18 protein-coding genes are annotated in these 21,720 nt (G+C 70.8%); 9 read left to right on the top strand and 9 right to left on the bottom strand.

What is annotated here, in order from left to right; genetic code table 11:
* The first annotated feature begins 44 nt into the window (after window positions 1-44).
* The 7 genes from IE278_RS20995 to IE278_RS20970 all read left to right on the top strand — a co-directional run bounded on the left by IE278_RS20995 (window position 45) and on the right by IE278_RS20970 (window position 5,580).
* Window positions 45-890 carry a glutamate ABC transporter substrate-binding protein gene (locus IE278_RS20995; protein ID WP_189774523.1) on the top strand — a complete coding sequence of 282 codons (846 nt, stop codon included), beginning with the start codon at window positions 45-47 and terminating at the stop codon, window positions 888-890.
* An 89-nt stretch (window positions 891-979) separates the two neighbouring features.
* Entirely contained in the window at window positions 980-1,645 is a 666-nt protein-coding gene (locus IE278_RS20990) for an amino acid ABC transporter permease (protein WP_189774522.1), read from the top strand.
* The gene (locus tag IE278_RS20985; RefSeq protein WP_189774520.1) at window positions 1,642-2,535 is read left to right on the top strand and encodes an amino acid ABC transporter permease; all 894 of its coding nucleotides are present in this window, start codon (window positions 1,642-1,644) and stop codon (window positions 2,533-2,535) included. The genes IE278_RS20990 and IE278_RS20985 overlap by 4 nt, the downstream gene beginning before the upstream one ends.
* A 203-nt stretch (window positions 2,536-2,738) precedes the next feature.
* Complete coding sequence (locus IE278_RS20980) at window positions 2,739-4,334, top strand: FAD-dependent monooxygenase (protein ID WP_189774518.1); 1,596 nt, start codon at window positions 2,739-2,741, stop codon at window positions 4,332-4,334.
* A gap of 89 nt (window positions 4,335-4,423) precedes the next feature.
* Entirely contained in the window at window positions 4,424-4,510 is an 87-nt protein-coding gene (locus IE278_RS43205; protein WP_313960178.1) for a putative leader peptide, read from the top strand.
* 81 nt (window positions 4,511-4,591) lie between these two features.
* Window positions 4,592-5,143, top strand: coding sequence for a cupin domain-containing protein (locus tag IE278_RS20975; RefSeq protein WP_189774515.1), 552 nt, complete (start codon window positions 4,592-4,594; stop codon window positions 5,141-5,143).
* Window positions 5,140-5,580: a rhodanese-like domain-containing protein gene (locus IE278_RS20970; protein WP_246570453.1), complete on the top strand. Its 441-nt coding sequence runs from the start codon at window positions 5,140-5,142 to the stop codon at window positions 5,578-5,580. Before IE278_RS20975 ends, IE278_RS20970 begins: the two co-directional genes overlap by 4 nt.
* Before the next feature lie 163 nt (window positions 5,581-5,743).
* Here IE278_RS20970 and IE278_RS20965 read toward each other — a convergent pair whose 3' ends face one another.
* From IE278_RS20965 to IE278_RS20940, 6 genes are all read right to left on the bottom strand, one after another.
* Entirely contained in the window at window positions 5,744-8,275 is a 2,532-nt protein-coding gene (locus IE278_RS20965) for an FtsX-like permease family protein (protein WP_189774514.1), read from the bottom strand.
* Window positions 8,272-9,009, bottom strand: a complete 738-nt coding sequence (locus IE278_RS20960) for an ArsR/SmtB family transcription factor (RefSeq protein ID WP_189774512.1) — start codon at window positions 9,007-9,009, stop codon at window positions 8,272-8,274. The genes IE278_RS20965 and IE278_RS20960 overlap by 4 nt, the downstream gene beginning before the upstream one ends.
* A gap of 366 nt (window positions 9,010-9,375) precedes the next feature.
* A complete protein-coding gene (gene recX, locus IE278_RS20955; protein WP_189774510.1) occupies window positions 9,376-10,377 on the bottom strand; it encodes a recombination regulator RecX in 1,002 nt (333 codons plus the stop codon).
* Window positions 10,378-10,380: 3 nt separating this feature from the next.
* Window positions 10,381-11,511, bottom strand: coding sequence for a recombinase RecA (gene recA, locus IE278_RS20950; RefSeq protein WP_189774508.1), 1,131 nt, complete (start codon window positions 11,509-11,511; stop codon window positions 10,381-10,383).
* A 271-nt stretch (window positions 11,512-11,782) separates the two neighbouring features.
* Window positions 11,783-13,060 carry an AI-2E family transporter gene (locus IE278_RS20945; RefSeq protein ID WP_189774506.1) on the bottom strand — a complete coding sequence of 426 codons (1,278 nt, stop codon included), beginning with the start codon at window positions 13,058-13,060 and terminating at the stop codon, window positions 11,783-11,785.
* A gap of 61 nt (window positions 13,061-13,121) precedes the next feature.
* On the bottom strand, window positions 13,122-13,316 hold the full coding sequence (locus tag IE278_RS20940; RefSeq protein ID WP_107021447.1) for a DUF3046 domain-containing protein: 195 nt from the start codon (window positions 13,314-13,316) through the stop codon (window positions 13,122-13,124).
* An 80-nt stretch (window positions 13,317-13,396) separates the two neighbouring features.
* Between IE278_RS20940 and IE278_RS20935 the strand changes: the two genes are divergently transcribed.
* Window positions 13,397-14,341 carry a hypothetical protein gene (locus IE278_RS20935; RefSeq protein ID WP_189774504.1) on the top strand — a complete coding sequence of 315 codons (945 nt, stop codon included), beginning with the start codon at window positions 13,397-13,399 and terminating at the stop codon, window positions 14,339-14,341.
* A 68-nt stretch (window positions 14,342-14,409) separates the two neighbouring features.
* Here the strand turns inward: IE278_RS20935 and IE278_RS20930 are convergent, their stop codons facing one another.
* From IE278_RS20930 to IE278_RS20920, 3 genes are read right to left on the bottom strand one after another with little or no spacing between them, the layout of a single operon-like run.
* Window positions 14,410-14,721, bottom strand: coding sequence for an AzlD domain-containing protein (locus IE278_RS20930; RefSeq protein WP_189774503.1), 312 nt, complete (start codon window positions 14,719-14,721; stop codon window positions 14,410-14,412).
* Window positions 14,718-15,461, bottom strand: coding sequence for an AzlC family ABC transporter permease (locus IE278_RS20925; RefSeq protein ID WP_189774501.1), 744 nt, complete (start codon window positions 15,459-15,461; stop codon window positions 14,718-14,720). The genes IE278_RS20930 and IE278_RS20925 overlap by 4 nt, the downstream gene beginning before the upstream one ends.
* 8 nt (window positions 15,462-15,469) lie before the next feature.
* Complete coding sequence (locus IE278_RS20920) at window positions 15,470-16,366, bottom strand: AraC family transcriptional regulator (RefSeq protein WP_189774500.1); 897 nt, start codon at window positions 16,364-16,366, stop codon at window positions 15,470-15,472.
* A 356-nt stretch (window positions 16,367-16,722) separates the two neighbouring features.
* Between IE278_RS20920 and IE278_RS20915 the strand changes: the two genes are divergently transcribed.
* Window positions 16,723-21,675 carry an ATP-dependent helicase gene (locus IE278_RS20915; protein WP_189774499.1) on the top strand — a complete coding sequence of 1,651 codons (4,953 nt, stop codon included), beginning with the start codon at window positions 16,723-16,725 and terminating at the stop codon, window positions 21,673-21,675.
* Window positions 21,676-21,720: the final 45 nt, after the last annotated feature.

Genomic DNA, 21,720 nt, shown 5'->3' with positions numbered 1-21,720 from the left:
CGCACGCCGGATCGCACTTCTTCACCACTCAAAGGATGTTCACCATGAAGCTCCGCAGGGTCACCGCCGCCTCGGCCGCCGTCCTCGCACTCGCCGTCGCCGCCACCGCGTGCGGTTCGGACGACAAGGACGACAGCAGCAGCTCCTCCTCCGGGGGTGGCGACAAGAAGATCACCATCGGTATCAAGTTCGACCAGCCGGGCATCGGCCAGAAGACGCCGGACGGCTACACGGGCTTCGACGTGGATGTCGCGACCTACGTCGCCAAGCAGCTCGGCTACGACGAGGACCAGATCCAGTGGAAGGAAGCGAAGAGCGCCGACCGCGAGACCATGCTCCAGCGTGGTGACGTCGACTTCATCGCCGCCTCCTACTCGATCAACGACGAGCGCGCCGCGAAGGTCGACTTCGCCGGCCCGTACCTCCTGGCCCACCAGGACGTCCTGGTCCGCGCCGACGACAAGGACATCAAGTCGCCGGAGGACCTCAACAGCAAGAAGCTGTGTTCCGTGGCGGGCTCGACCTCCGCGCAGAACGTCAAGGACAAGCTCGCTCCGAAGGCCCAGCTCCAGCAGTACCAGACGTACTCCCAGTGTCTGACCGGTCTGCAGAGCGGCGCGATCGACGCGCTGACCACGGACGACTCGATCCTCGCCGGTTACGCCTCGCAGGCGAGCTTCAAGGGCAAGTTCAAGCTCGGCGGCTTCAAGATGACCAACGAGAACTACGGCATCGGCGTCAAGAAGGGCAGCGACCTCAAGGCGAAGATCGACACCGCCCTGGAGAAGATGGTCTCCGACAAGTCGTGGGACAAGGCTGTCGAGGCCAACTTCGGTCCGGCCGGCTACGAGAACGAGCCCGCCCCGAAGATCGGCAACGTCGTCAAGTAAAGCGGGATCCGACCTGACCGGTGCGCCGTCCTCCTGGGGCGGCGCACCGGTCAGGAGGGCCCTCCCCACACGCGGAAGCACGGGAGATCGTGTTCGATTTTCTTGAAGGTTACAACCTGTGGGAAGCCTTCTGGACGACGGTGCAACTGACCGTCCTGTCCGCCGTCGGCTCCCTGATCTGGGGAACTCTGCTGGCCGCGATGCGGGTCGGCCCGGTGCCTCTGATGCGCGGTTTCGGTACCGCCTATGTCAATATCGTCCGGAACATTCCGCTGACGGTCATCATCCTGTTCACCTCTTTGGGTCTTAACCAGACGTTCGGGGTCGAACTCGGCTCGGACGTGACCGACACCACCAACTTCCGGCTCGCGGTGCTCGGTCTGATCGCATACACCTCGGCATTCGTGTGTGAGGCGCTGCGGTCAGGCATCAACACGGTGCCCGTCGGCCAGGCCGAGGCCGCACGCGCCCTCGGTCTGAACTTCACGCAGGTGCTCACTCTGGTCGTGCTGCCGCAGGCGTTCCGTTCGGTCGTCGGTCCGCTGGCGAACGTCCTGATCGCGTTGACGAAGAACACCACGGTGGCCGCCGCGATCGGCGTCGCCGAGGCGGCGCTGCTGATGAAGGAGATGATCGAGAACGAGGCGCAACTCGTCCTGATCTCCGCGGTCTTCGCGTTCGGATTCGTGTGTCTGACACTGCCGACCGGTCTGATCCTCGGCTGGGTGAGCAAGAAGGTGGCGGTGAAACGATGAGCTCGGTCCTCTACGACGCGCAGGGCCCCAAAGCCAAGCGGCGGAACCTCGTCATCTCGGTGGTGTTCGTCGCCGTCCTCGCCGCGCTGCTGTGGTGGATGTACGGCGTGCTGGACGAGAAGGGCCAGCTCGCGTGGGCGCTGTGGAAGCCCTTCTTCCACGGGGAGGCCTGGAGCACCTACCTCTGGCCGGGGCTGCAGAACACCCTGAAGGCCGCGGTGCTCGCCATGATCATCGCGCTGCCGCTCGGAGCGGTCCTCGGTATCGCCCGGCTGTCCGACCACGTGTGGGTGCGTGGTGTGGCCGGTGTGGTGGTCGAGTTCTTCCGCTCCATCCCGGTGCTGGTCCTGATGATCTTCGGCCTGGCGCTGTTCTCCGAGTACACGAACGTCAGCACGGACGACCGTCCGCTGTACGCGGTCGTGACCGGCCTGGTGCTCTACAACGCCTCGGTCCTTGCCGAGATCGTCCGGGCCGGCATCCTGTCGCTGCCCAGGGGACAGGCCGAGGCCGCGTCGGCCATCGGTCTGCGCAAGAACCAGACCATGCGGTTCATCCTGCTGCCGCAGGCGGTCACGGCGATGCTGCCGGCGATCGTCAGCCAGCTCGTGGTGATCGTGAAGGACACGGCGCTCGGCGGCGCGGTCCTCACCTTCCCCGACCTGATGGCCGCCGTCGGCCCGATGAGCGCGTACTACGGCGCCAACACCCTCGCCAGCTTCACGGTCGTGGCGTTGATCTTCATCGCTATCAACTTCTCGCTCACGACCTTCGCCAGCTGGCTGGAACGCCGGCTGCGCCAGGGCAAGAAGTCCACCGGCGCGGTCGTCACCGCGGACGCGGTGGAGGAGCTCAGCACGCCGGGTGAACACGTGGACGCCCGCAAGTAGGCAAGCCCCGCGAACAGGGCACGTCCAGCGCAGAACTGACGAGATGTGAGCAACCGGAGGCAGTGGCGTGGTCGCCACTGCCTCCGTCACTTGACGCAAGCACCGGCAATAGGTTGCATACGTTCTGTGATCGTGTACCCCGCTCCACCTGCAAGTCCCGGTAGGACACTCTGGATGCCGCTCCGGGCAGGGGGCACCGCGCCGTGGACCCGGTGATCATCGTCGGAGCGGGGCCCGTAGGACTCACGCTCGCCCTGGCGCTGGCGCGCCAGGAGGTCCCGTCGGTCGTCCTGGACGAGGGCCCCGGCAAGGACGAACAGCGGCTCGCGCGTACGGCCGTCCTGCGCGAGGACACGGCCGCGCTGATCGGCCGGCTGACGGGCTTCCCCGTCGCCGAGACGGGCTTCCGTTGGGCCGGATGGCGGTCGATGCGGCGCAAGCAGGTGATGCGGCAGATCACGTTCGGCCCGGACGACCCCGCGCTCCTGCACCTCCCCCAGCATGTGCTGACCGCCGCCCTGCGCGAGGCGATCGGCGCCGAACGCCTGGTCAGGATCGCCGTGGACAGCCGTCTCGACTCCCTTGAGCAGGAGCCCGCCGGCGTCACCGCGCACACCCGCGGCCCCAAGGGCACCTGGTGGCGCGGCAGCTACCTGGTCGGCTGCGACGGCCCCCGCTCGACGGTACGCAAGCTCCAGGACATCCGTTTCCCGGGACGTACGGCCGTGGAACGCCACGCCGTCGCCGCACTGCGCACGGAACTCCCGTGGCCCGGCGAGGCGTTGCTGCACCGCACGCCGCCGTGGCGGACCTCGGGCCCGCCGGTCTCCGAGGTCATCGCGCGTCCCCTCGCGGACGACGTGTGGCGCATGGACTGGCTGCTGCCGCCCGGCAAGGACCTGGTCACACCGGACCTCCTGGTGGCACGCGTCCGGGAGACCCTCGCGGGCTGGAGCGGGGGCACGACCCCGCCGTACGAGCTGCTCGACACCGGGGTCCACACGGTCCACCACCGGCTGGCGCGGCGCTGGCGGGCCGGCCGGGTCTTCCTCGCCGGGGACTCGGCACATCTGCTCGGCGCACTCGGCACCCAGGGCCTCGACGAGGGCCTGCGGGACGCCGACAACCTCGCCTGGAAGCTGGCCCTGGCCTGGCACCACGGTCCGCACGAGGCACTGCTCGACAGCTACCAGGTGGAGCGGCGCGCGATCGTCGCCGCCCGCCTGCGCGCCGCCGACCAGGCACTGCCGCTGCTGCGCGGCGGAGGACTGCGCTCCGCGGTGCCCGGGGCGGCTCGCGGCCATGACGCCCTCCTCACGGACGGACACCTGGGGCGCGGCCCACTGGGCACGCCGGGGGCGTACGCCGATTCACCGCTCGCACCTCCGTACGCCGAGTCCGCGGTCGAGGTCGACACGGCGGCGGGCGCCGCGGTCGCCGATGTACGGGTGACGGCCGAGGACGGCTCGTCCGTGGCCCTGCGCGACCGGCTGGGCCGGGGCGCGCTGCTCGTGCTGCTGATCGCGCCGGGGACCGTGGTGTGGGACCGCAAGCACTGGGTGACGGCCGGGATCATGCCGCGGCTCGCCGCCGCCGTGACCGCGCTGCCGCACCGGGCCGAGCTGCTGGTCGCCGAGAGCTACCCGGGCGCGGCCGCGCACACCGTGCTGCTGATCCGCCCGGACGGACACCTGGTCACGGCGTTCGGAGGGGTGCGCCCCGCCGACCTCTACGAAGCCGCGGAGGCGGCACTGGGCGGCCCCCGGACCACGGCGGAGGCGCCCGCGGGCAAGTCCTGAGAGAGGCTTGTTCGCCCTGTGAAGAGGGCTGCTGTCCAGCCAATGACACTGAGTTGACCGGCCCGCACCACCATGGTGTACTCCGGATCGTGACCGACACCTGTGTGCGCCTGTGGCGGAGGGTCCATATGGACCTCGTCCGCTATGCGGGCTGCGTGTGTCGCCCGTCCTGCTGAATTCGCATCCTCTGAAATCTCGCGCGTGAGGCCCTTCGGCTGCCGCGCGCACCCACGCGAACGCTTGTCAGGACGGTACCCGTGTCTGTGTCATCCTCTGCTCCCGCTTCCGCCGGTTCCGCCGCCTCCACCGAGGCCCGCACACCCACCCAGGCCGAGCTGCTGGACTTCGTGCGGCGCACGGCCGCCGACGCCGAACTGATCGCCTCCCTGCCGCTCGACCCCGAGGGCCGTACATGGGTACGCCTCGAAGGTCCCGGCGGAAGCGAGGCCTGGCTCATCGGCTGGCCGCCCGGTACGGGCACCGGCTGGCACGACCACGCCGAGTCGGTGGGCGCCTTCCTCACCGCGTCCGGCGAACTGAAGGAGAACTCGCTCGTCGCACGGCTGCCCACCGACGGCTGGAAGACCCTCGAACTCACCGAGGGCATCGACCGCGAGCGGCGGCTGTCGGCCGGCAAGGGCCGCTCCTTCGGCCAGCACCATGTGCACGAGGTGCTCAACGAATCCACCGAGGAGCACGCCGTCTCCGTGCACGCGTACTACCCGCCGCTCCCCCGGATCAGCCGCTACAGCCGCACGGGCCAGGTACTGCGCCTGGAGCAGGTCGAGCGCCCCGAGGACTGGCAGTGACGACCGAACGCCCTGTGGCGGACGCGCACTCCGTGACGGCCGAACGCCCCGTGGGGATCGACGAGTTGCTGGAGCGGGTCCGTGCGGACCTGGACCGGGTGGAGGCCCGGGCCGCCCACGACGCCGCTCGGGCGGGCGACGCCCTGCTCGTCGACATCCGGTACGCGGCGCTGCGCGAGCGCGACGGCCTGATCCCGGGGGCGCTCGTCGTCGAGCGCAACGAACTGGAGTGGCGGCTCGACCCGCAGGGCAGCCATCGCGCCCCCGAGGCCACGAGCCACGACCTGCGAGTCGTGGTCGTCTGCAACGAGGGCTACGCGTCGAGCCTCGCGGCCGTCTCCCTGCGGCAGCTGGGCCTTCACCGGGCGACGGACCTGGTGGGAGGCTTCCAGGCGTGGCGAACGGCCGGGCTGCCGGTGGATACGGCTGGGCCATGACCACTTGGTCGTAGCCGACGGTGGGGGCCCCTGCACGTAAGGGGCCCCCACCATTGCGTACCGCCCCTTACGCTCCTGCATCCTTACTCTTCTGCTTCCTTACTCTTCTGCTTCCTTACGTTCCTGCGTCCTTCGGCTCCTGTGTCCTTCGACTCCCGTGTCCCTACTCCTTGGCCGTCGCCGCCGTGACAGGGCGGACCCGGAGAGCCGCACGGCCGGGCAGCGAGCTGGCGACCAGGGCCAGCAGGCCGGCGGAGGCCACCACCGCGACGTACACCAGCGGTGTGACGGCCGGAGCCGCAGTGCCCGTCATCCCGACGCTGAAGGCGGTCAGGACGGCGAGCGCGATCCCGCTGCCGAGGGCTGTGGCCAGCAACAGGACCGACAGCGCCTCGGTCCGCAGCATCCGCAGCACCTGTCGGCGGGTGGCGCCTGCAAGGCGGAGCAGCGCGAACTCGCGGACACGTTCCGAGACCGACATGGCGAGCGTGTTGACGACCGCGATGGCGGTGAAGGCGAGCACGAGGCCCATGGCGAAGTAGTTGACCTCGGCGTTCGCCTGCTGTCGCTCGGCCTGCAACGAGTCCGCGGTCGCCGGCGAGACAACCCTGACTCCCGGGAACTTCCGCACCGCCGCCGCCAGTTGTTCCTGTGAACGGTGCGTGGAGACGAGAACCGTGGCCGCCAGCGGGTTGTCGACATGCCGGGCGACCAGATCGTGAGCCATGGTGAGGTCGCCGAAGCCGAGGCCCCTGGCGTAGACCGCGGCGACGGTGAGGATGACGGGCGTCCCGTCGCCGAGGGTGAGCTTCAGCGTGCTGCCGGGCCGCAAGTGGAGCTGGTCCGCGGCGAGTTCGCTGACGGCGACGGTGTCCTTCGTGAGCTCTGCGAGGGACCCGGCTGTGACATCGGGATCCCAGGTACGGGCCAACCCCTGGGTCGTAACGCCCTGCGCCGCGTACTTGGAGAGCCCGACGCGGACGGTGGTGCGGACGACCTCGGTGGCGACGTCGCGGCCCGTACGCAGTTGCCGTGCGGCCTGCGCCGGTATGCCAGGACCCTGTGCGGCGAGGACCCAGTCCGCGCGGGTGCCTTCGCGGGCCTGGCCCCGGGCGGCGTGCCCGAGGGTCGGCTGGACGAAGAGGACGGTGCAGGTCATACCGATGAGGAGGGTGAGCGGGGTGACGACGGAGGCCATGCGTGCGGCGTTGCCGCGCAGGTTGGCGGTGGCGAGCCTGCCGCCCGGTCCGGTGAGCCGCAGCGGAGTGCCCAGGACCGCCACGGCTGCCCGGACCAGGAGCGGACCGAGCAGGGCGACGGCGGAAGCGAGGACCACCACGGCGAGGAACGTCACGGGAGTCGAGGCGGGCTCGGTGCGCAGCACACTGAGCAGGACGACCAGGACCGTGCCTCCGGCCAGCAGGACGAGCCCCGCGAGGATGCGGCCCCAGGCGGGCCGGGTGAGTGCGGAGCCGGTCTCGGCGAGCGCCTCGGCCGGGCGAATACGGGCGATGCGACGGGATGAGACACGTGCGGCGGCCCAGGCACCGAAGAGGGTGGCGGCGACAGCGGCGAACAGCGGGAACACGCTGACCGTGTGCTGAAGCGTGGCAGGGACGGCACCGAGGGCGACGAACCTTCCGTGCAGCCAGCTGCCCAGCGGCAGTCCGGCGAGCGCTCCGATGACGCCTGCGGCAGCGCCGACCAGCAGTGCCTCCCGGCCGAGGAGCTTACGGATCTGTCCTGGTGTGGCGGCGATGGCGCGCAGCAGGGCGAGTTCGCGGTGCCGCTGCTGGACGGAGAGCGCGAAGGTGCCGACGACCACGAGAACGGCGACGAGAAGGGACGTGCCGCCCATCGCTCCTCCCATGCTGACGAGTTTGATCCGGGCGGCGGCAGCGTCCAGGAACTCGACGGGGCCCCGCTCGTCCCCCGTGCTGACCTGCGCGGTGGTTCCGTGCAGCGCCTTGGCCACGGCGCTTTCGAGTGCGGCCGCACCGGTGCCCTTGGCCGGTACGACACCGAAGGCCGTGACCTTGCCGGGGTGGGCGGCGAGGCGCCGGGCTTCGGCGGCCGAGAAGAAGAGGGAGGTCTGGTGGCGTATGCCGTCTCCCGCGGGCACCGCGACACCCGTGACGCGATACGTACGCGGGTTCTGCGTGGACTGGACGCTGAGCCGGTCCCCGGGCTCGATCCGGGCGCGGTCGGCGAGGTAGCGGTCCACGACCAGCTCGTCCGACGCGCGGGGCGGGGTACCGGTGGCGAGGGTGTACGGGGTGAGGGCCGCCGAGTCCCAGGCGTGGCCGTAAGCGGTCCGGTCGCCGGTGCCGCCGGGCGTCAACGGCTGAGCGAGGAAGGTCAGTTCGGGGATGACGCGCTCGACGCCGGGAACGGCGGCGAGCCGCGCTGCGAGGTTCTCCGGCAACCAGGCCCGTTCGGCGATGGGCTTGGCCTTGTGCTTGGTCTTGGTCTTGCCCTTCTTGTGCTTGACGGTGGTCTGGTGGACGTTCTGGTCGGCGGAGACCACGACGGGGGTGGCGGCATAACGCTCTGTACGGATGGTGCCGCGCAGTCCGGTTTCAAGAAGGGTGCCGCAGGCGGCGATGAGGGCGGCGGCGCACATCAGGGCGAGGAAGGCGCCGAGGAAGCCGCCTTTGCGGTGCCGGACGGTCTGCAGGGCATAGCGCAGCATCATGGCGTCTCGGCCTCTCTTCTGTTGTCTTCGTCTTGGTCTGCTACGTCGTGGTCGTCTACGTCGTGGTCGTCTACGGCTTGGCTGTCCGCAGCGCCGGTCTGGGCCGGGAAGGCGAGGAACCGGGTGAGTACCGTGCGGGCGCCGGCCGGAGTGTCGGCAGCGGGCCGCTTGTACCGGTTGAGGAGGCCGATGTACTCCTCGAAGAACGCGCGGAGTTCGGGAAGCGTCAGCCGGATCGTGCCGCGTGAGTACGGAAACGCGTCGGCCCACGGTTCGTCGGCCGCGTCCAGCTGGAGCTGCTCGAAGAGTTCGAGGTCGGCGGCGTAGGCGTGGTGGTTGAGCTCGTCCATCACGAGCCGCATCTCGGGGCTCTGGCGGCTGCGGGGTGGAAACCGGCGGTCGCCGGGAACGGCCCGCCACCAGCGCTCCCGCCCCCGTCCCTGCCCCTGCCCCTGCCCCTGGGCACCGGTCTCCTCGACGAAGCCGTAACGCGCGAGTTCACGCAGGTGATAGCTGGTGGCTCCGGTGTTGAGTCCGAGCGCCCGGGCCAGGGTCGCGGAGGTGGCGGGGCCGTGCACGGTGAGGTGCTGCAGCATCCGCTGTCGCCGGGGCTGGGCGAGTGCTTTGAGCGTGGCCAGGTCGGAGAGTTCGACCGGGGCGCGGCCGGTCTCCTCTGACGCGGGAGACTCGCGCCCCGGCCCCGTGGGACCTGCGACGTCGGGTGTCTGTGCCATGCGTACACAGTCGTTTGTGCACAGGTACCTGTGCACTGCGGTCGCCCGGCGTCCTCAGAGGGGGGTTAGCCCCACCTGACCCACGACCGCGACCGCAGCCCAACGCCAATGCCAACGCCGATGCCAACGCAACAACAGAGGTCCCCTGATAGGGACTTGCCACTCACCCGGATCGAAGTACGCCGATGGCCGCGTACCGGTGACGGCGCGGCCGGCGACCCGCCCCAGAGCTCCGGGCCCGAGCGCGATGGGCGCCCCCGCGCGTCCACCGTGCCCGTGCCCAGGTCCTGCCCTGCCCCGCACTACCCCCGAAATCGCCATGCAGGGAACGAAGTCCCTCGGTCTCGGTGAAGCCTCTCGGCTCCCTCAGAACTCCTCGTCGCCGAGGAACTCCGTGTCCTCGCCCTCTTCCTCAAGCGCCTGACGGACCACGCGCAAGGCAGTGCCCTGGGGGTAGCCCTTGCGGGCGAGCATGCCCGCGAGGCGCCGTATCCGCTTGTCGCGGTCGAGGCCGCGCGTGGAACGCAGCTTGCGTGCCACGAGTGCGCGTGCGGTCGCCTCCTCCTGGTCGGAGTCGAGTTGTGCGACCGCCTCGTCGATCAGCGTGGAGTCCACGCCCTTGGTCCGCAGCTCCTGGGCGAGCGCCCGCCGGGCGAGACCCCGGCCGTGGTGGCGGGACTCCACCCAGGCGTCCGCGAAGGCGCCGTCGTTGATCAGCCCGACCTCTTCGAAGCGTGACAGCACCTCGTCCGCCACGTCGTCCGGGATCTCGCGCTTGCGCAACGCGTCCGCCAGCTGTTTCCGCGTGCGCGCGGTCCCGGTGAGCAGGCGCAGACAGATCGCCCGCGCCTGCTCAGCCGGGTCTTTCGGCTGCTCCGCCTTCTCGGCCCTCGACGAGGAAGGGGCGCCACCGTCCTGTGCGTCGCCGGACGACTCTCCGAAGCCACCGCGCCGACCGCGCGCTCGCCGGCCACGGCCTCCGCGCCCCGGAGCGCCCTCGTCCCGCGCCTCGCCGTCCCGGTCTCCTCCGCCCCCGTCCCCGTACGGCCACTCACCGGCGCCGCGCCCTGAGCCGGCGCCCGATGAACCGCCACCTTCCCGCGGACCGTCTCCGCGGGACGTACCACCACCGCCTCGCCGCCGACCGCTCCCCGGTCGGCGGTCTCCCCCGTGCGTGCCGTATGCCCCGTCCGAGCCCGAGTCACCGGAACCGAACGGCGCGTCACCTTCGTACGATGCGTTGCCCTCGTACGATCCGTTGCCCTCGTACGCGCTGCCCCTGTCGGCAGAGCCGAAGTCTCCCCCGCGGCCCTGCCCTTGAGGGGCAACGGGGTAGACGTACTCGGCCCAGTCCGTTCGTCGTGTCACGGACTAGCTCTTGGCCGCCGCGGCCTTGGGCTTGACGGTCTTGGCCGCAGGAGCGGGAACCGTCTTCGCGCCCTCACCGGCAGCAGCCGGCGCCGCCGCGTCCGCGCCCGCCTCGGCAGCGGGCTTGTCCTTCTCCGGCTTCACACCGACGCCCAGCTTCTCCAGGATCTTCTTCTCGATCTCGTTGGCCAGGTCGGGGTTGTCCTTCAGGAAGTTGCGCGCGTTCTCCTTGCCCTGGCCGAGCTGGTCGCCCTCGTACGTGTACCAGGCGCCGGCCTTGCGGACGAAGCCGTTCTCCACGCCCATGTCGATCAGGCCGCCCTCGCGGCTGATGCCCTGCCCGTAGAGGATGTCGAACTCGGCCTGCTTGAAGGGCGGCGCGACCTTGTTCTTGACGACCTTGACGCGGGTACGGTTGCCGACCGCGTCGGTGCCGTCCTTCAGGGTCTCGATACGACGGATGTCGAGGCGCACCGAGGCGTAGAACTTCAGCGCCCGGCCACCGGTCGTGGTCTCCGGCGAGCCGAACATCACGCCGATCTTCTCGCGGAGCTGGTTGATGAAGATCGCGGTGGTCTTCGACTGGTTGAGCGCGCTGGTGATCTTCCGCAGTGCCTGGCTCATCAGACGGGCCTGCAGACCCACGTGCGAGTCGCCCATCTCGCCCTCGATCTCCGCGCGCGGCACGAGGGCCGCGACGGAGTCGATGACGATGAGGTCGAGCGCGCCGGAGCGGATCAGCATGTCCACGATCTCCAGAGCCTGCTCGCCGTTGTCCGGCTGCGACAGGATGAGGTTCTCGATGTCGACGCCGAGCTTCTTCGCGTACTCGGGGTCGAGGGCGTGCTCCGCGTCCACGAAGGCCACCTGGCCGCCGGCCTTCTGCGCGTTCGCCACGGCGTGCAGGGTCAGGGTCGTCTTGCCGGAGGACTCCGGGCCGTACACCTCCACCACTCGGCCACGCGGCAGGCCGCCGACGCCGAGGGCGACGTCGAGGGCCGTCGAGCCGGTGGGGATGACCTCGATGGGCTCGTTCGGCCGCTCGCCGAGGCGCATCACCGCGCCCTTGCCGAATTGCCGTTCAATTTGTGCGAGCGCGGCGTCGAGCGCCTTCTCGCGGTCGGTTCCTGCCATGGGTTCCACCCGATTTGCTTGTGTCGATCGCTTCACGTCAAAGACGCTAACGCCTGCCACTGACAATGCGCCCCGACGCCCGTCCAGCCTGTGGATAACTCGGGCACTTCCGCATGAAATCCCCGCTCGCATCCCGTCTCGGGCTTCGCCGGAGTCTCCATAAGAATGGATGTTCGATTTTGATGTCAAGCGCATCCGGCACGGGGGCGAGGGTGTGTCGCGGCCGGGCCGCCGACCCGTTCCGAGGCCGTGCGGACAGCCCGGAACGACGTCAGGAGGAGGAGCGGGGCCCGTCGTCCTCACCCGGCGACGGCTCCCTCGGCGGCGACTCCTGGGAACCCCCGCGCAGCAGCTGCCGTACGCGCTTCAGCAGGGTTCCTGAGCCCCGTTCGCGGCGCCCGTGCACCCGCGGGTCATCCGTGACGGCGTACCGCTTCACGTACGCCCCCAGGAATGCCTGCAGGGTGGCGACGGCGGGGATGGCGATCAGCGCGCCGACGGCTCCGAGCAGAGCGGTGCCCGCGATGACCGACCCGAAGGCGACCGCCGGGTGGATGTCCACGGTCTTCGCGGTCAGCTTGGGCTGCAGCACGTAGTTCTCGAACTGCTGGTAGATCACGACGAAGATCAGCACCCACAGCGCGTACCAGGGGTTGACCGTGAAGGCGATCAGCATCGGCAGGGCGCCCGCGAGATACGTACCGATGGTGGGGATGAACTGCGAGACCAAGCCCACCCAGACGGCGAGCACGGGCGCGTAGTCCACGCCGAGGAACTCCAGCAGGACGTAGTGCGCCAGGCCGGAGATGAGCGCCATCAGGCCGCGCGAGTAGAGGTACCCGCCGGTCTTGTTGACGGCGATCTCCCACGCGCGCAGGACCTCCGCCTGCCGGGACGGAGGCAGTACCGAGCACAGCGCGCGCCGCAGCCGCGGGCCGTCGGCCGCGAAGTAGAACGCGAACAGGGTGATCGTCAGGAGCTGGAAGAGGCCGCCCAGCACCTGCGCGGACACGTCCAGGACGCCGGTGGCGCTGTTCTGCACGTACTTCCGCAGCCAGTCGGAGCGCAGCAGGCTGTCCTGGATGTCTACGCGGCTGAGCTCGGTGTGGAAGGTGGTATTGATCCAGCTGATCACCGAGTCGACGTACTTCGGGAAGTCCTCGACGATGTCGATGATCTGCCCGGCGAGCATCGAGCCGAGCAGCGTGATGAAGCCCGCGCTCACGATCATCGTGATGAGGAACACAAGACCGGTGGCCAGCCCTCTGCGCATACCGAACGAGGACATCCAGCTCACCGCGGGCTCTATGGCGAGGGCCAGGAAGAACGCGATCAAGATGTTGATCAACAGCCCGGTCAGCTGGTGGAAGGCCCAACTGCCCAGTTGGAAACAGGCGATGAGGGTGAGGCCGAGGACCATGGCCCGCGGCAGCCAGCGAGGCATGCGGCCGCCCCCCGCGGCAGCGCCTCCGGCCGGGGGTGTCGGAGGTGTCGTGCCGAGCGGTGATGCGTGCTGTCCGACCTGCGCGGTCTCATCTGTCGATGCCACGGGCCAAGTCTCGCCCACGCCACCGCCAATCGGCCCCACTCCCCCGGATCTTCCTGATCGCTCAGCGCGATTCGTGGGGAACGTTCACCGCCGTGCACACCGCGCGCCACACGTCCTTCGCCTCCCAGCCCGCGTCCAGCGCCTGCCGCACCGTACGTCCGCCGAGTTCCGACATCACATGATCGCGCGCGAAGGTGTCGGCGTACTCCGTACCGAAGTGATCCGACATCCGCTCCCAGAAGACCGTCAACCGCATGACTCCATTATCCCGCCCCTGAGGGTGGGCCCTAGCCGGGACCGCTTGCCGAGAACGCTTTCCGTCCTACGGTCTGACCCATGGCCGAAACAGGAGCATCCCCACTCCCCCCGACGCCCCCGGCGCACACTCCCGTCGCCCGCGCCGAGCATTTCGTCTGGCTCACCGCGCGCGTACTGGAGCAGCGGCGTTTCGCGTACCACTTCCTGGGTGGTGGCGCGGACGCGGTCGAGACCGCGCTGTCCGCCTACCGCAACGAGGACGACGGGTACGGCCACGCGCTGGAACCCGATCTGCGCGGCCCCGTCAGCCAGCCCCTGCACGTCGGGCACGCGCTGCGCGTCCTGGACTCGATCGGGCGCTGCAGCGGCCAGCGGGTGGAACGCGTGTGCCGCTATCTGACCTCCGTGTCTACGCAGGACGGCGCGCTTCCGGCGATCCGTCCCAGCCAGCGGGACTACCCGTCGGCACCCTTCGTACCGATCGTGGACGACCCGCCCAGCGAACTGCTCGCCACCGGCCCTGTGGTGGGCCTGCTGCACCGCAACGAGGTGTGGCACGCCTGGCTGTTCCGGGCCACCGACTTCTGCTGGCATGCGGTGGAGTCCCTGGAGAAGACGCATCCGTACGAGGTCGAGGCCGCCGTGGCCTTCCTCGACTCCGCCCCCGACCGCCCGCGCGCGGAAGCAGCCGCCGACCGGCTCGGCCGTCTGGTGCGCGAGCAACGACTCGCGGTGCTGGATCCGGACCACCTCGACGCGTTCCCCGTAGCCCCCGGATACGCGCCGGGGGAACACCACCTGCCGCACGACTACGCGAAGACGCCCGGCTCCCTCGCGCGCGCGTGGTTCACCGACGAGGAGATGACCCGCTCCCTGAGCTTCCTGAAAACACAACAGCGGGAGGACGGCGGCTGGCCGATCCGCTGGCGCCAATGGGCACCGGGCACGGCCCTGGAGTCCCGCCCGATCGTCACGATCGAGGCACTGCACACCCTGAGGGCACACGGCCTGCCGATCGCCTGACGCCTTCCGGAACAACGAACACCAACGGGCCACAAGCCCGGCAAGCGTCACCACCACAACATGACGCCCTAACCACCGGTCATGGCCCGCACCCCCGCCGTGACCAGCACGGCCGCAGCGACGACCAACAGGAAGGGAGCACGCAGCAGCAGCGCCACGGCGGCCGCGGCAAGCCCCGCGGCCCTGGCGTCCAGCACCAGCAGACGGCCGTCGGCGAAGGTCTGCTGAGCGGTCAGGGCGGCCAGCAGGGCGACGGGCAGCAGGGCGGCCAGCCGCTGGACGAGCGGCCGCTCCAGAGCGCCCGCGGGAATCAGCAGCCCGATGAGTTTCACGGCGTAGCAACCGACAGCGGTCACTCCTATGGCGATCCAGATGTTCAACGCTTCCCCTCCGCCGCGTCACGCCCGCCGACGGTCTTCGTACGCGCCCTGCGGCGGCCATCGGCCCAGAGGGCGACCGGGGCGGCCAGCGCGGCCACCAGGACAGGAACACCGCCAGGCAGTACGGGCAGCAGTCCGAGCCCGAGAACGACCGCGAGAGCCGCGACAACGCGCTCCAGGGCCGTCCTGACCATCGGCGCGAGCAGCGCCAGGAAGACCGCTGGCCCAGCCGCGTCGAGGCCCCACGCATCGGTGTCGCCGATGGCCTCGGCGCCCAGCGCGCCGAGCAGCGTGGTCAGGTTCCACAACACGTACAGCGACAGCCCGGTGACGGTGAACCCGATCCGCACGCTGCGCCGCGTGGGCTGGGCGAGGGCCACGGCCGTGGTCTCGTCGATGACCCATTGGGCGGCGAACGGCCGCACCGCGCGCGGGAGGGCCAGCAACTGCGACAGACGCAGTCCGTAGAAGGCGTTGCGCACTCCGAGGAAGAACGCGCCGGCCGCCGCCGTGAACGGATTGCCCCCGCCGGCCAGTGCCCCCACGAGGGCGAACTGCGAGGCACCGGTGAACACCAGAAGACTGAGAGCACAGGTCTGCAGCACCGTGAGCCCACTGCCCGCCGAGGTCACCCCGAAGGCGAACCCGGAAAGCCCGACGGCCACTCCGACACCGAGCGCGTCCCTCACGACGGCGGCATCGGATTTCCCACCGTCGTCGCCGTACGCATCCGCCCTCATGCCCGCTCTTACGTCTGCGGGAACTGTTTCTTCTGCCACGCATGGGACCGTAGGCCGGTCCCCTCCCACAGGTCTTGTACGTTCTTGCGCTCGCGCTGATAGGCCCCCGGGGGCACGCCCACGATCCGGGTGAAATGCCGGTTGAGGTGCGGCTGGTCGGTGAAGCCCACAGTGAGTGCCACCTCGGCAGGTACGACTCCCGCGTCCAGCAGCCGGCGCGCGCGCCGCACGCGGACATCGGTGAGCCACGCGTGGGGCGGCATACCGTAGGCGTCCCGAAAGGCACGCAGCAACGCGAAGGGACTGGTCCCCAGATCTCCGGCGAGCCGTTCCAGAGTGGGCGGCCGCACGATCCGCTCTTCGAGAACCGCACGCGCGCGTGCCGCCACCCGGGCGCCCGCCGTCCGCGGAACCCGCTGCGGCAGCGTCCCCCCGTTGATCCTCAGCAGCCGGGTCACGGCCACCCGCAACAACGTGTCGGCGGCGAGCGCGTTGCCCTCGTCGGCGGCGCGCAACACCTGATGCACCAGCCCCACCGTGTACGGATCATCGACGACGGGGCTCATGAAGCCGGGCGCACCACGAAGGACGGTGGTCTCGGCGGCGATCTCCGCGACCAGCTCGGGCGACGGGTAGACCGCCCCGTACCGCCAGCCCTCGGGAACACCGGCACGCCCCGTGTGCGACGTATCGGGATTGACCAGCGCGAGGGCTCCGGCCCCGGCGTACTGATCGGCCCCACCGTGATGGAAGACCTCCACCCCGTCGGTTATGGCGGCGATGACGAAGTTCTCGTGCGTATGCCGCACAAAGGTCTTCCGCACATACCGGGCACGCAGCAGATCGACACCGGGCAGCTCCGCATACTGCCAGTGCCGAGCCCGCTCCTGCCCCACACCCGCCATACCCCCCATTCTCCGCCACACCCACCTGCGCATCCCCGCCCCCCTGCCCCAGCGCAGCCACCCGACGACAGCACCCCAGCCCGACCGGCAGCCGCCCGACAACCCAAGGGGCCGGTCCGGGGGTATCCGCCCGCAGCGGCCGGCGCACAACCGGGGCACCCCAAAAACAAGCAGTTCCGCGCCAGACCGAGGACGGATACCCCCGGACCGGCCCCGCCCCCACCCACCGGGCAGGCAGCCAAACAGAAACGCGGCCCCACCCACCGGGCAGGCGGGCGCACCCCACCCCGCAGCCCGCAGCCCGCACACCCCCGCAGCTCAGCACCATTGTCAGTGCCCGGGTGCAGGATGGACACATGGTCAGCTCCACACACCGAGCCCTGGACAACTTCTCCCCCGCGACCCGCGCCTGGTTCACGGGAGCCTTCCACGCGCCCACCGAAGCCCAGGCAGGCGCGTGGCAGGCCATCGGCGAGGGCTCGGACGTACTGGTGGTAGCCCCGACCGGCTCCGGCAAGACCCTGGCCGCGTTCCTCGCCGCACTGGACCAGCTGGCCTCGACCCCACCCCCCGCCGACCCCAAGAAGCGCTGCCGAGTCCTGTACGTGTCACCGCTCAAAGCCCTGGCGGTGGACGTGGAGCGAAACCTCCGCAGCCCCCTGACCGGCATCCGGCAGGAAGCCGTGCGCCTGGGCCAACCCGAGCCCGAGGTGAAGGTCGGCATCCGCTCGGGCGACACCCCACCGGCCGAGCGCCGCACCCTGGCCACCCGCCCCCCGGACATCCTGATCACGACCCCCGAGTCCCTGTTCCTGATGCTCACCTCGGCCACCCGCGAGGCGCTGACTGGCATCGAGACGGTCATCCTGGACGAGGTGCACGCGGTCGCGGGCACCAAGCGCGGCGCCCACCTCGCCCTGACTCTGGAGCGGCTCGACGAACTGCTGCCGAAACCGGCCCGCAGGATCGGCCTCTCCGCCACGGTCCGCCCGGTGGACGAGGTCGCCCGCTACCTCTCCCCCCACCGCAAGGTGGAGATCGTCCAGCCCCCTTCCGGCAAGGAATTCGACCTCTCCGTGGTCGTCCCCGTCGAGGATTTGGGCGAACTGGGCGGCTCCCCCGTGGCCGACTCCAACGAAGGCGCGGAGAAACCCTCCATCTGGCCGCACGTGGAAGAAAAGATCGCCGACCTGGTCCAGTCCCACCGCTCGACGATCGTCTTCGCCAACTCCCGCCGCCTCGCGGAGCGCCTCTGCAACCGGCTCAACGAGATCGCGTACGAGAGGGCGACGGGCGAGCCCCTGGAGGAGCACCACTCGCCGGCCGAGCTGATGGGCGGCTCGGGCGCCACCCAGGGCGCCCCGCAGGTCATCGCCCGCGCCCACCACGGCTCGGTCTCCAAGGAGCAGCGCGCCCTCGTCGAGGAGGACCTCAAAGCAGGCCGTCTCCCCGCGGTGGTGGCCACCTCCAGCCTCGAACTCGGCATCGACATGGGCGCGGTGGACCTCGTCATCCAGGTGGAGTCCCCGCCCTCCGTGGCCTCCGGCCTCCAGCGCGTGGGCCGCGCGGGCCATCAGGTAGGGGCGGTGTCCACAGGCGTGGTCTTCCCCAAGTACCGGGGCGACCTGGTACAGGCCGCAGTGGTCACCGAGCGCATGCGCACGGGCTCCATCGAATCCCTCCGCGTCCCGGCGAACCCCCTGGACGTACTGGCTCAGCAGATCGTCGCGATGACAGCGCTGGACACCTGGCAGTACGACGACCTGCTGACGACCGTCCGCCGCGCGGCGCCGTTCGCCTCACTGCCCGAGTCGGCGTTCACGGCGGTCCTCGACATGCTCGCGGGCCGCTACCCGTCCGACGCCTTCGCCGAACTGCGCCCGCGCGTGGTGTGGGACCGGGTCGCCGGCACAATCACGGGCCGCCCCGGCGCACAGCGTCTCGCCGTCACCTCCGGGGGCACGATCCCGGACCGAGGCCTCTTCGGAGTGTTCCTGGCCGGCTCCGACCCGAAGAAGGGCGGCGGCAGGGTCGGCGAGCTCGACGAGGAGATGGTCTACGAGTCCCGTGTCGGGGACGTCTTCACCCTGGGCACGAGCTCCTGGCGTATCGAGGACATCACCCGCGACCGCGTCCTGGTGTCCCCGGCACCCGGTGTGCCGGGAAGGCTGCCGTTCTGGAAGGGCGACCAGCTCGGGCGCCCGCTGGAACTGGGCCGCGCGCTGGGCGCCTTCCTCCGTGAGGTCGGCTCGATGCCGAAGGACGACGCACGCCTGCGCCTCCTCACCGCGGGCCTGGACGCCTGGGCGGCGGAGAACGTCCTTTCCTACCTCAACGAACAGCGCGAGGCCTGCGGCCACATCCCGGACGACCGCACGATCGTCGTCGAGCGGTTCCGCGACGAGCTGGGCGACTGGCGGGTCGTCGTGCACTCCCCCTTCGGGGCCCAGGTCCACGCCCCCTGGGCGCTCGCGCTCGGTGCCCGCCTCTCCGAGCGGTACGGCATGGACGCCCAGGTCATGCACGCCGACGACGGCATCGTGCTGCGCCTGCCGGACGCCGACCTGATGAGCCTGGACCTGCTGGACCAGGAGCCCGTGAAACTGGGCAGTGAGTACGACGCGGAGCAGGCCCCCGTGGGCGCGGCGGACATCGCGTTCGACAAGGGCGAGGTCAACCAGATCGTCACGGACCAGGTGGGCGGCTCGGCCCTGTTCGCGTCCCGCTTCCGCGAGTGCGCGGCCCGCGCGCTGCTCCTGCCGCGCCGCAGCCCCGGCAAGCGCACCCCCCTGTGGCAGCAGCGCCAGCGCGCCGCCCAGCTGCTCCAGGTGGCCAGCGAGTTCGGCTCCTTCCCGATCGTCCTGGAGGCGGTCCGCGAATGCCTCCAGGACGTCTTCGACGTCCCCGGCCTAGTCGAGCTGATGGGTGACCTGGAGTCCCGCAAGGTCCGGCTCGTCGAGGTCACGACCCCGGAGCCGTCCCCGTTCGCCCGCTCCCTGCTGTTCGGTTACGTCGCCCAGTTCCTGTACGAGGGCGACTCGCCCCTCGCCGAGCGGCGCGCCGCGGCCCTGTCGCTGGACTCACGTCTGCTCTCCGAACTGCTCGGCCAGGCGGAGCTGCGCGAGCTCCTGGACGCGGACGTCCTGACCGAGCTGGAGCGCGAGCTGCAATGGCTGACGGAGGACCGCCGGATCAAGGACGCCGAAGGGGTCGCGGACCGGCTGCGGATGCTCGGCCCGCTCACCGACGCCGAACTGGCCGAGCGGGGAGCGAAGCCGGAGTGGGCCCGTGAACTGGCCGCGGACCGCCGGGTCATCAGCGTCCGAATCGCCGGAGCCGACCACTGGGCGACGATCGAGGACGCCGGCCGCCTCCGCGACGCGCTGGGCACCGCACTGCCCGTCGGCGTCCCCGAGGCCTTCACCGAGCCGGTCAAGGACCCGCTCGGTGACCTCCTCGCCCGGTACGCGCGCACCCACGGTCCCTTCACCTCCACAGCGGCAGCGGCCCGCTTCGGCCTGGGCGTCGCGGTCACCGAGGGCGTCCTGCAGCGACTGGCGGGCAGCGGCCGGGTCGTACAGGGCGAGTTCCATCCGGCGGGCATCGGCCAGGAGTGGTGCGACGCCACGGTGCTGCGCAGACTGCGGCGCCGTTCGCTCGCCGCGCTGCGCCACGAACTGGAGCCGGTGCCACCGGCCGCGCTCGCGCAGTTCCTGCCGCAGTGGCAGCACCTGGGCAGCGGGCACGGCCTGCGCGGCCTCGACGGGCTCGTACGGGCGGTCGAGCAGCTGCAGGGCGCCTCGGTACCGGCGTCCGCGCTGGAGAAGCTCGTCCTGCCGTCCCGGGTATCGCACTACGCCCCCGCGATGCTCGACGAGCTGACGGCCGCGGGAGAGGTGGTCTGGGCCGGCGCCGGCGCACTGCCGGGCAAGGACGGCTGGGTCTCCCTGTACCTGTCGGACGCGGCACCGCTCCTCCTGCCGGCTCCGCACCCCCTGGAGCTGACAGAACTCCACCAGTCGGTCCTGGACACCCTCGCCGGTGGCTACGGCCTCTTCTTCCGCCAGATCGCCGACCAGATCAGGGCCACCACCCACCCGGGAGCCCTCGACCCCCAGCTGGCCGACGCCGTCTGGGACCTGGCCTGGTCGGGCCGCCTGACGAACGACACGCTCGGCCCGATGCGCTCCCTCCTGGGCTCGGGCCGGACCGCGGGCTCCACCGCGCACCGAGCGAAACGCACCATGCCCCGCGGGCGGTACGGAAGCCTGACGGCCGCCGCGCGTCCCACCTCGCGCACGGGCCCGCCGACCGTCGCGGGCCGCTGGTCGCTGCTGCCCGACCGTGAGCCAGACGCCACGGTGCGCGCCCACGCCCTGGCCCGCACCCTGCTCGACCGGCACGGTGTGGTCACCCGGGGCGCGGTGGCCGCGGAGGGCGTGGAGGGCGGCTTCTCCGCCGTCTACCGCATCCTGTCCGTGTTCGAGGAGAGCGGCCAGGCCCGCCGCGGCTATGTGGTGGAGGGGCTGGGGGCCGCGCAGTTCGCGATGGACGGCGCGGTGGACCGGCTGCGGGCGGCGGCCACGGCCCGGGAGCGGGGCGAGTCGCTGCCGGAGCCCGCCTTCTCCGGCGCTCCGGCGCTCGGTCACTCCGGCGCGCCCACCCCGAACCCCTTCGACGGCGCCGCCGGGCACCCGGATCCCTTCGACGGCAACCTGGACTTCCTGTCCACCGACGAGAGCGCGGACAACGACCCGTACTCGTTGAACGGCGGCTCCGGACGCCCCTCCGGCTCCGGCCCCAGGTCCTCGGCACCCGGTTCCGGGCGGGGTTACGCGTCTCCGTACGCCGACTCCCCCCGCTCGGCCCCGCAGGCGTTCCCCGGAGGCCCCTCCTCCCGCACCCGCGCGAGCGATGCGAACCGCGCCGTCGTACTGGCCGCCGCCGACCCGGCGAACGCCTACGGCGCGGCCCTCCCCTGGCCCGAACCGCCGACCGGCGCGGGCCACAAGGCGGGCCGCAAGGCGGGTTCCCTGGTCGTGCTGGTCGACGGCGAACTGACCCTGTACATGGAGCGCGGCGGCAAGACGCTCCTGGCCTGGCCCTCCGCACCGGACGAGACACCCCTGCACGACGCCCGTCTGCGCACCGCCGCCGAAGCACTCGCCGAGGCCGCCCGCGCGGGTTCCCTCGGCACGGTCACCGTGGAGCGGGTCAACGGCGCCTCCTCGCTGACGTCCGAGTTCGGCACCCTCCTGGAAGGAGCCGGTTTCCACGCGACCCCCCGCGGACTGCGCCTACGCGCCTGAAGGCCCCCGCCGACACGCCGACACACCCCTCAGGCCCCGCACGCC

The sequence above is a fragment of the Streptomyces tauricus genome, from assembly GCF_014650955.1.
In the GTDB taxonomy this organism is placed as follows: Bacteria; Actinomycetota; Actinomycetes; order Streptomycetales; family Streptomycetaceae; genus Streptomyces; species Streptomyces tauricus.
The sequence above is the reverse complement of the archived record's forward strand: the minus strand, read 5'-3'. Positions and strand labels throughout refer to the sequence as shown.

Bases quoted from the DNA above. Each gene is read 5' to 3' on its own strand.
- IE278_RS20995 (WP_189774523.1), top strand. From the start codon at position 45: ATGAAGCTCCGCAGGGTCACCGCCGCCTCGGCCGCCGTCCTCGCACTC.
- IE278_RS20915 (WP_189774499.1), top strand. From the start codon at position 16,723: ATGGTCAGCTCCACACACCGAGCCCTGGACAACTTCTCCCCCGCGACC.
- IE278_RS20935 (WP_189774504.1), top strand. From the start codon at position 13,397: ATGGCCGAAACAGGAGCATCCCCACTCCCCCCGACGCCCCCGGCGCAC.
- IE278_RS20920 (WP_189774500.1), bottom strand. From the start codon at position 16,366: ATGGCGGGTGTGGGGCAGGAGCGGGCTCGGCACTGGCAGTATGCGGAG.
- recA (WP_189774508.1), bottom strand. From the start codon at position 11,511: ATGGCAGGAACCGACCGCGAGAAGGCGCTCGACGCCGCGCTCGCACAA.
- IE278_RS20960 (WP_189774512.1), bottom strand. From the start codon at position 9,009: ATGGCACAGACACCCGACGTCGCAGGTCCCACGGGGCCGGGGCGCGAG.
- IE278_RS20965 (WP_189774514.1), bottom strand. From the start codon at position 8,275: ATGATGCTGCGCTATGCCCTGCAGACCGTCCGGCACCGCAAAGGCGGC.
- IE278_RS20925 (WP_189774501.1), bottom strand. From the start codon at position 15,461: ATGAGGGCGGATGCGTACGGCGACGACGGTGGGAAATCCGATGCCGCC.
- IE278_RS20985 (WP_189774520.1), top strand. From the start codon at position 1,642: ATGAGCTCGGTCCTCTACGACGCGCAGGGCCCCAAAGCCAAGCGGCGG.
- IE278_RS20940 (WP_107021447.1), bottom strand. From the start codon at position 13,316: ATGCGGTTGACGGTCTTCTGGGAGCGGATGTCGGATCACTTCGGTACG.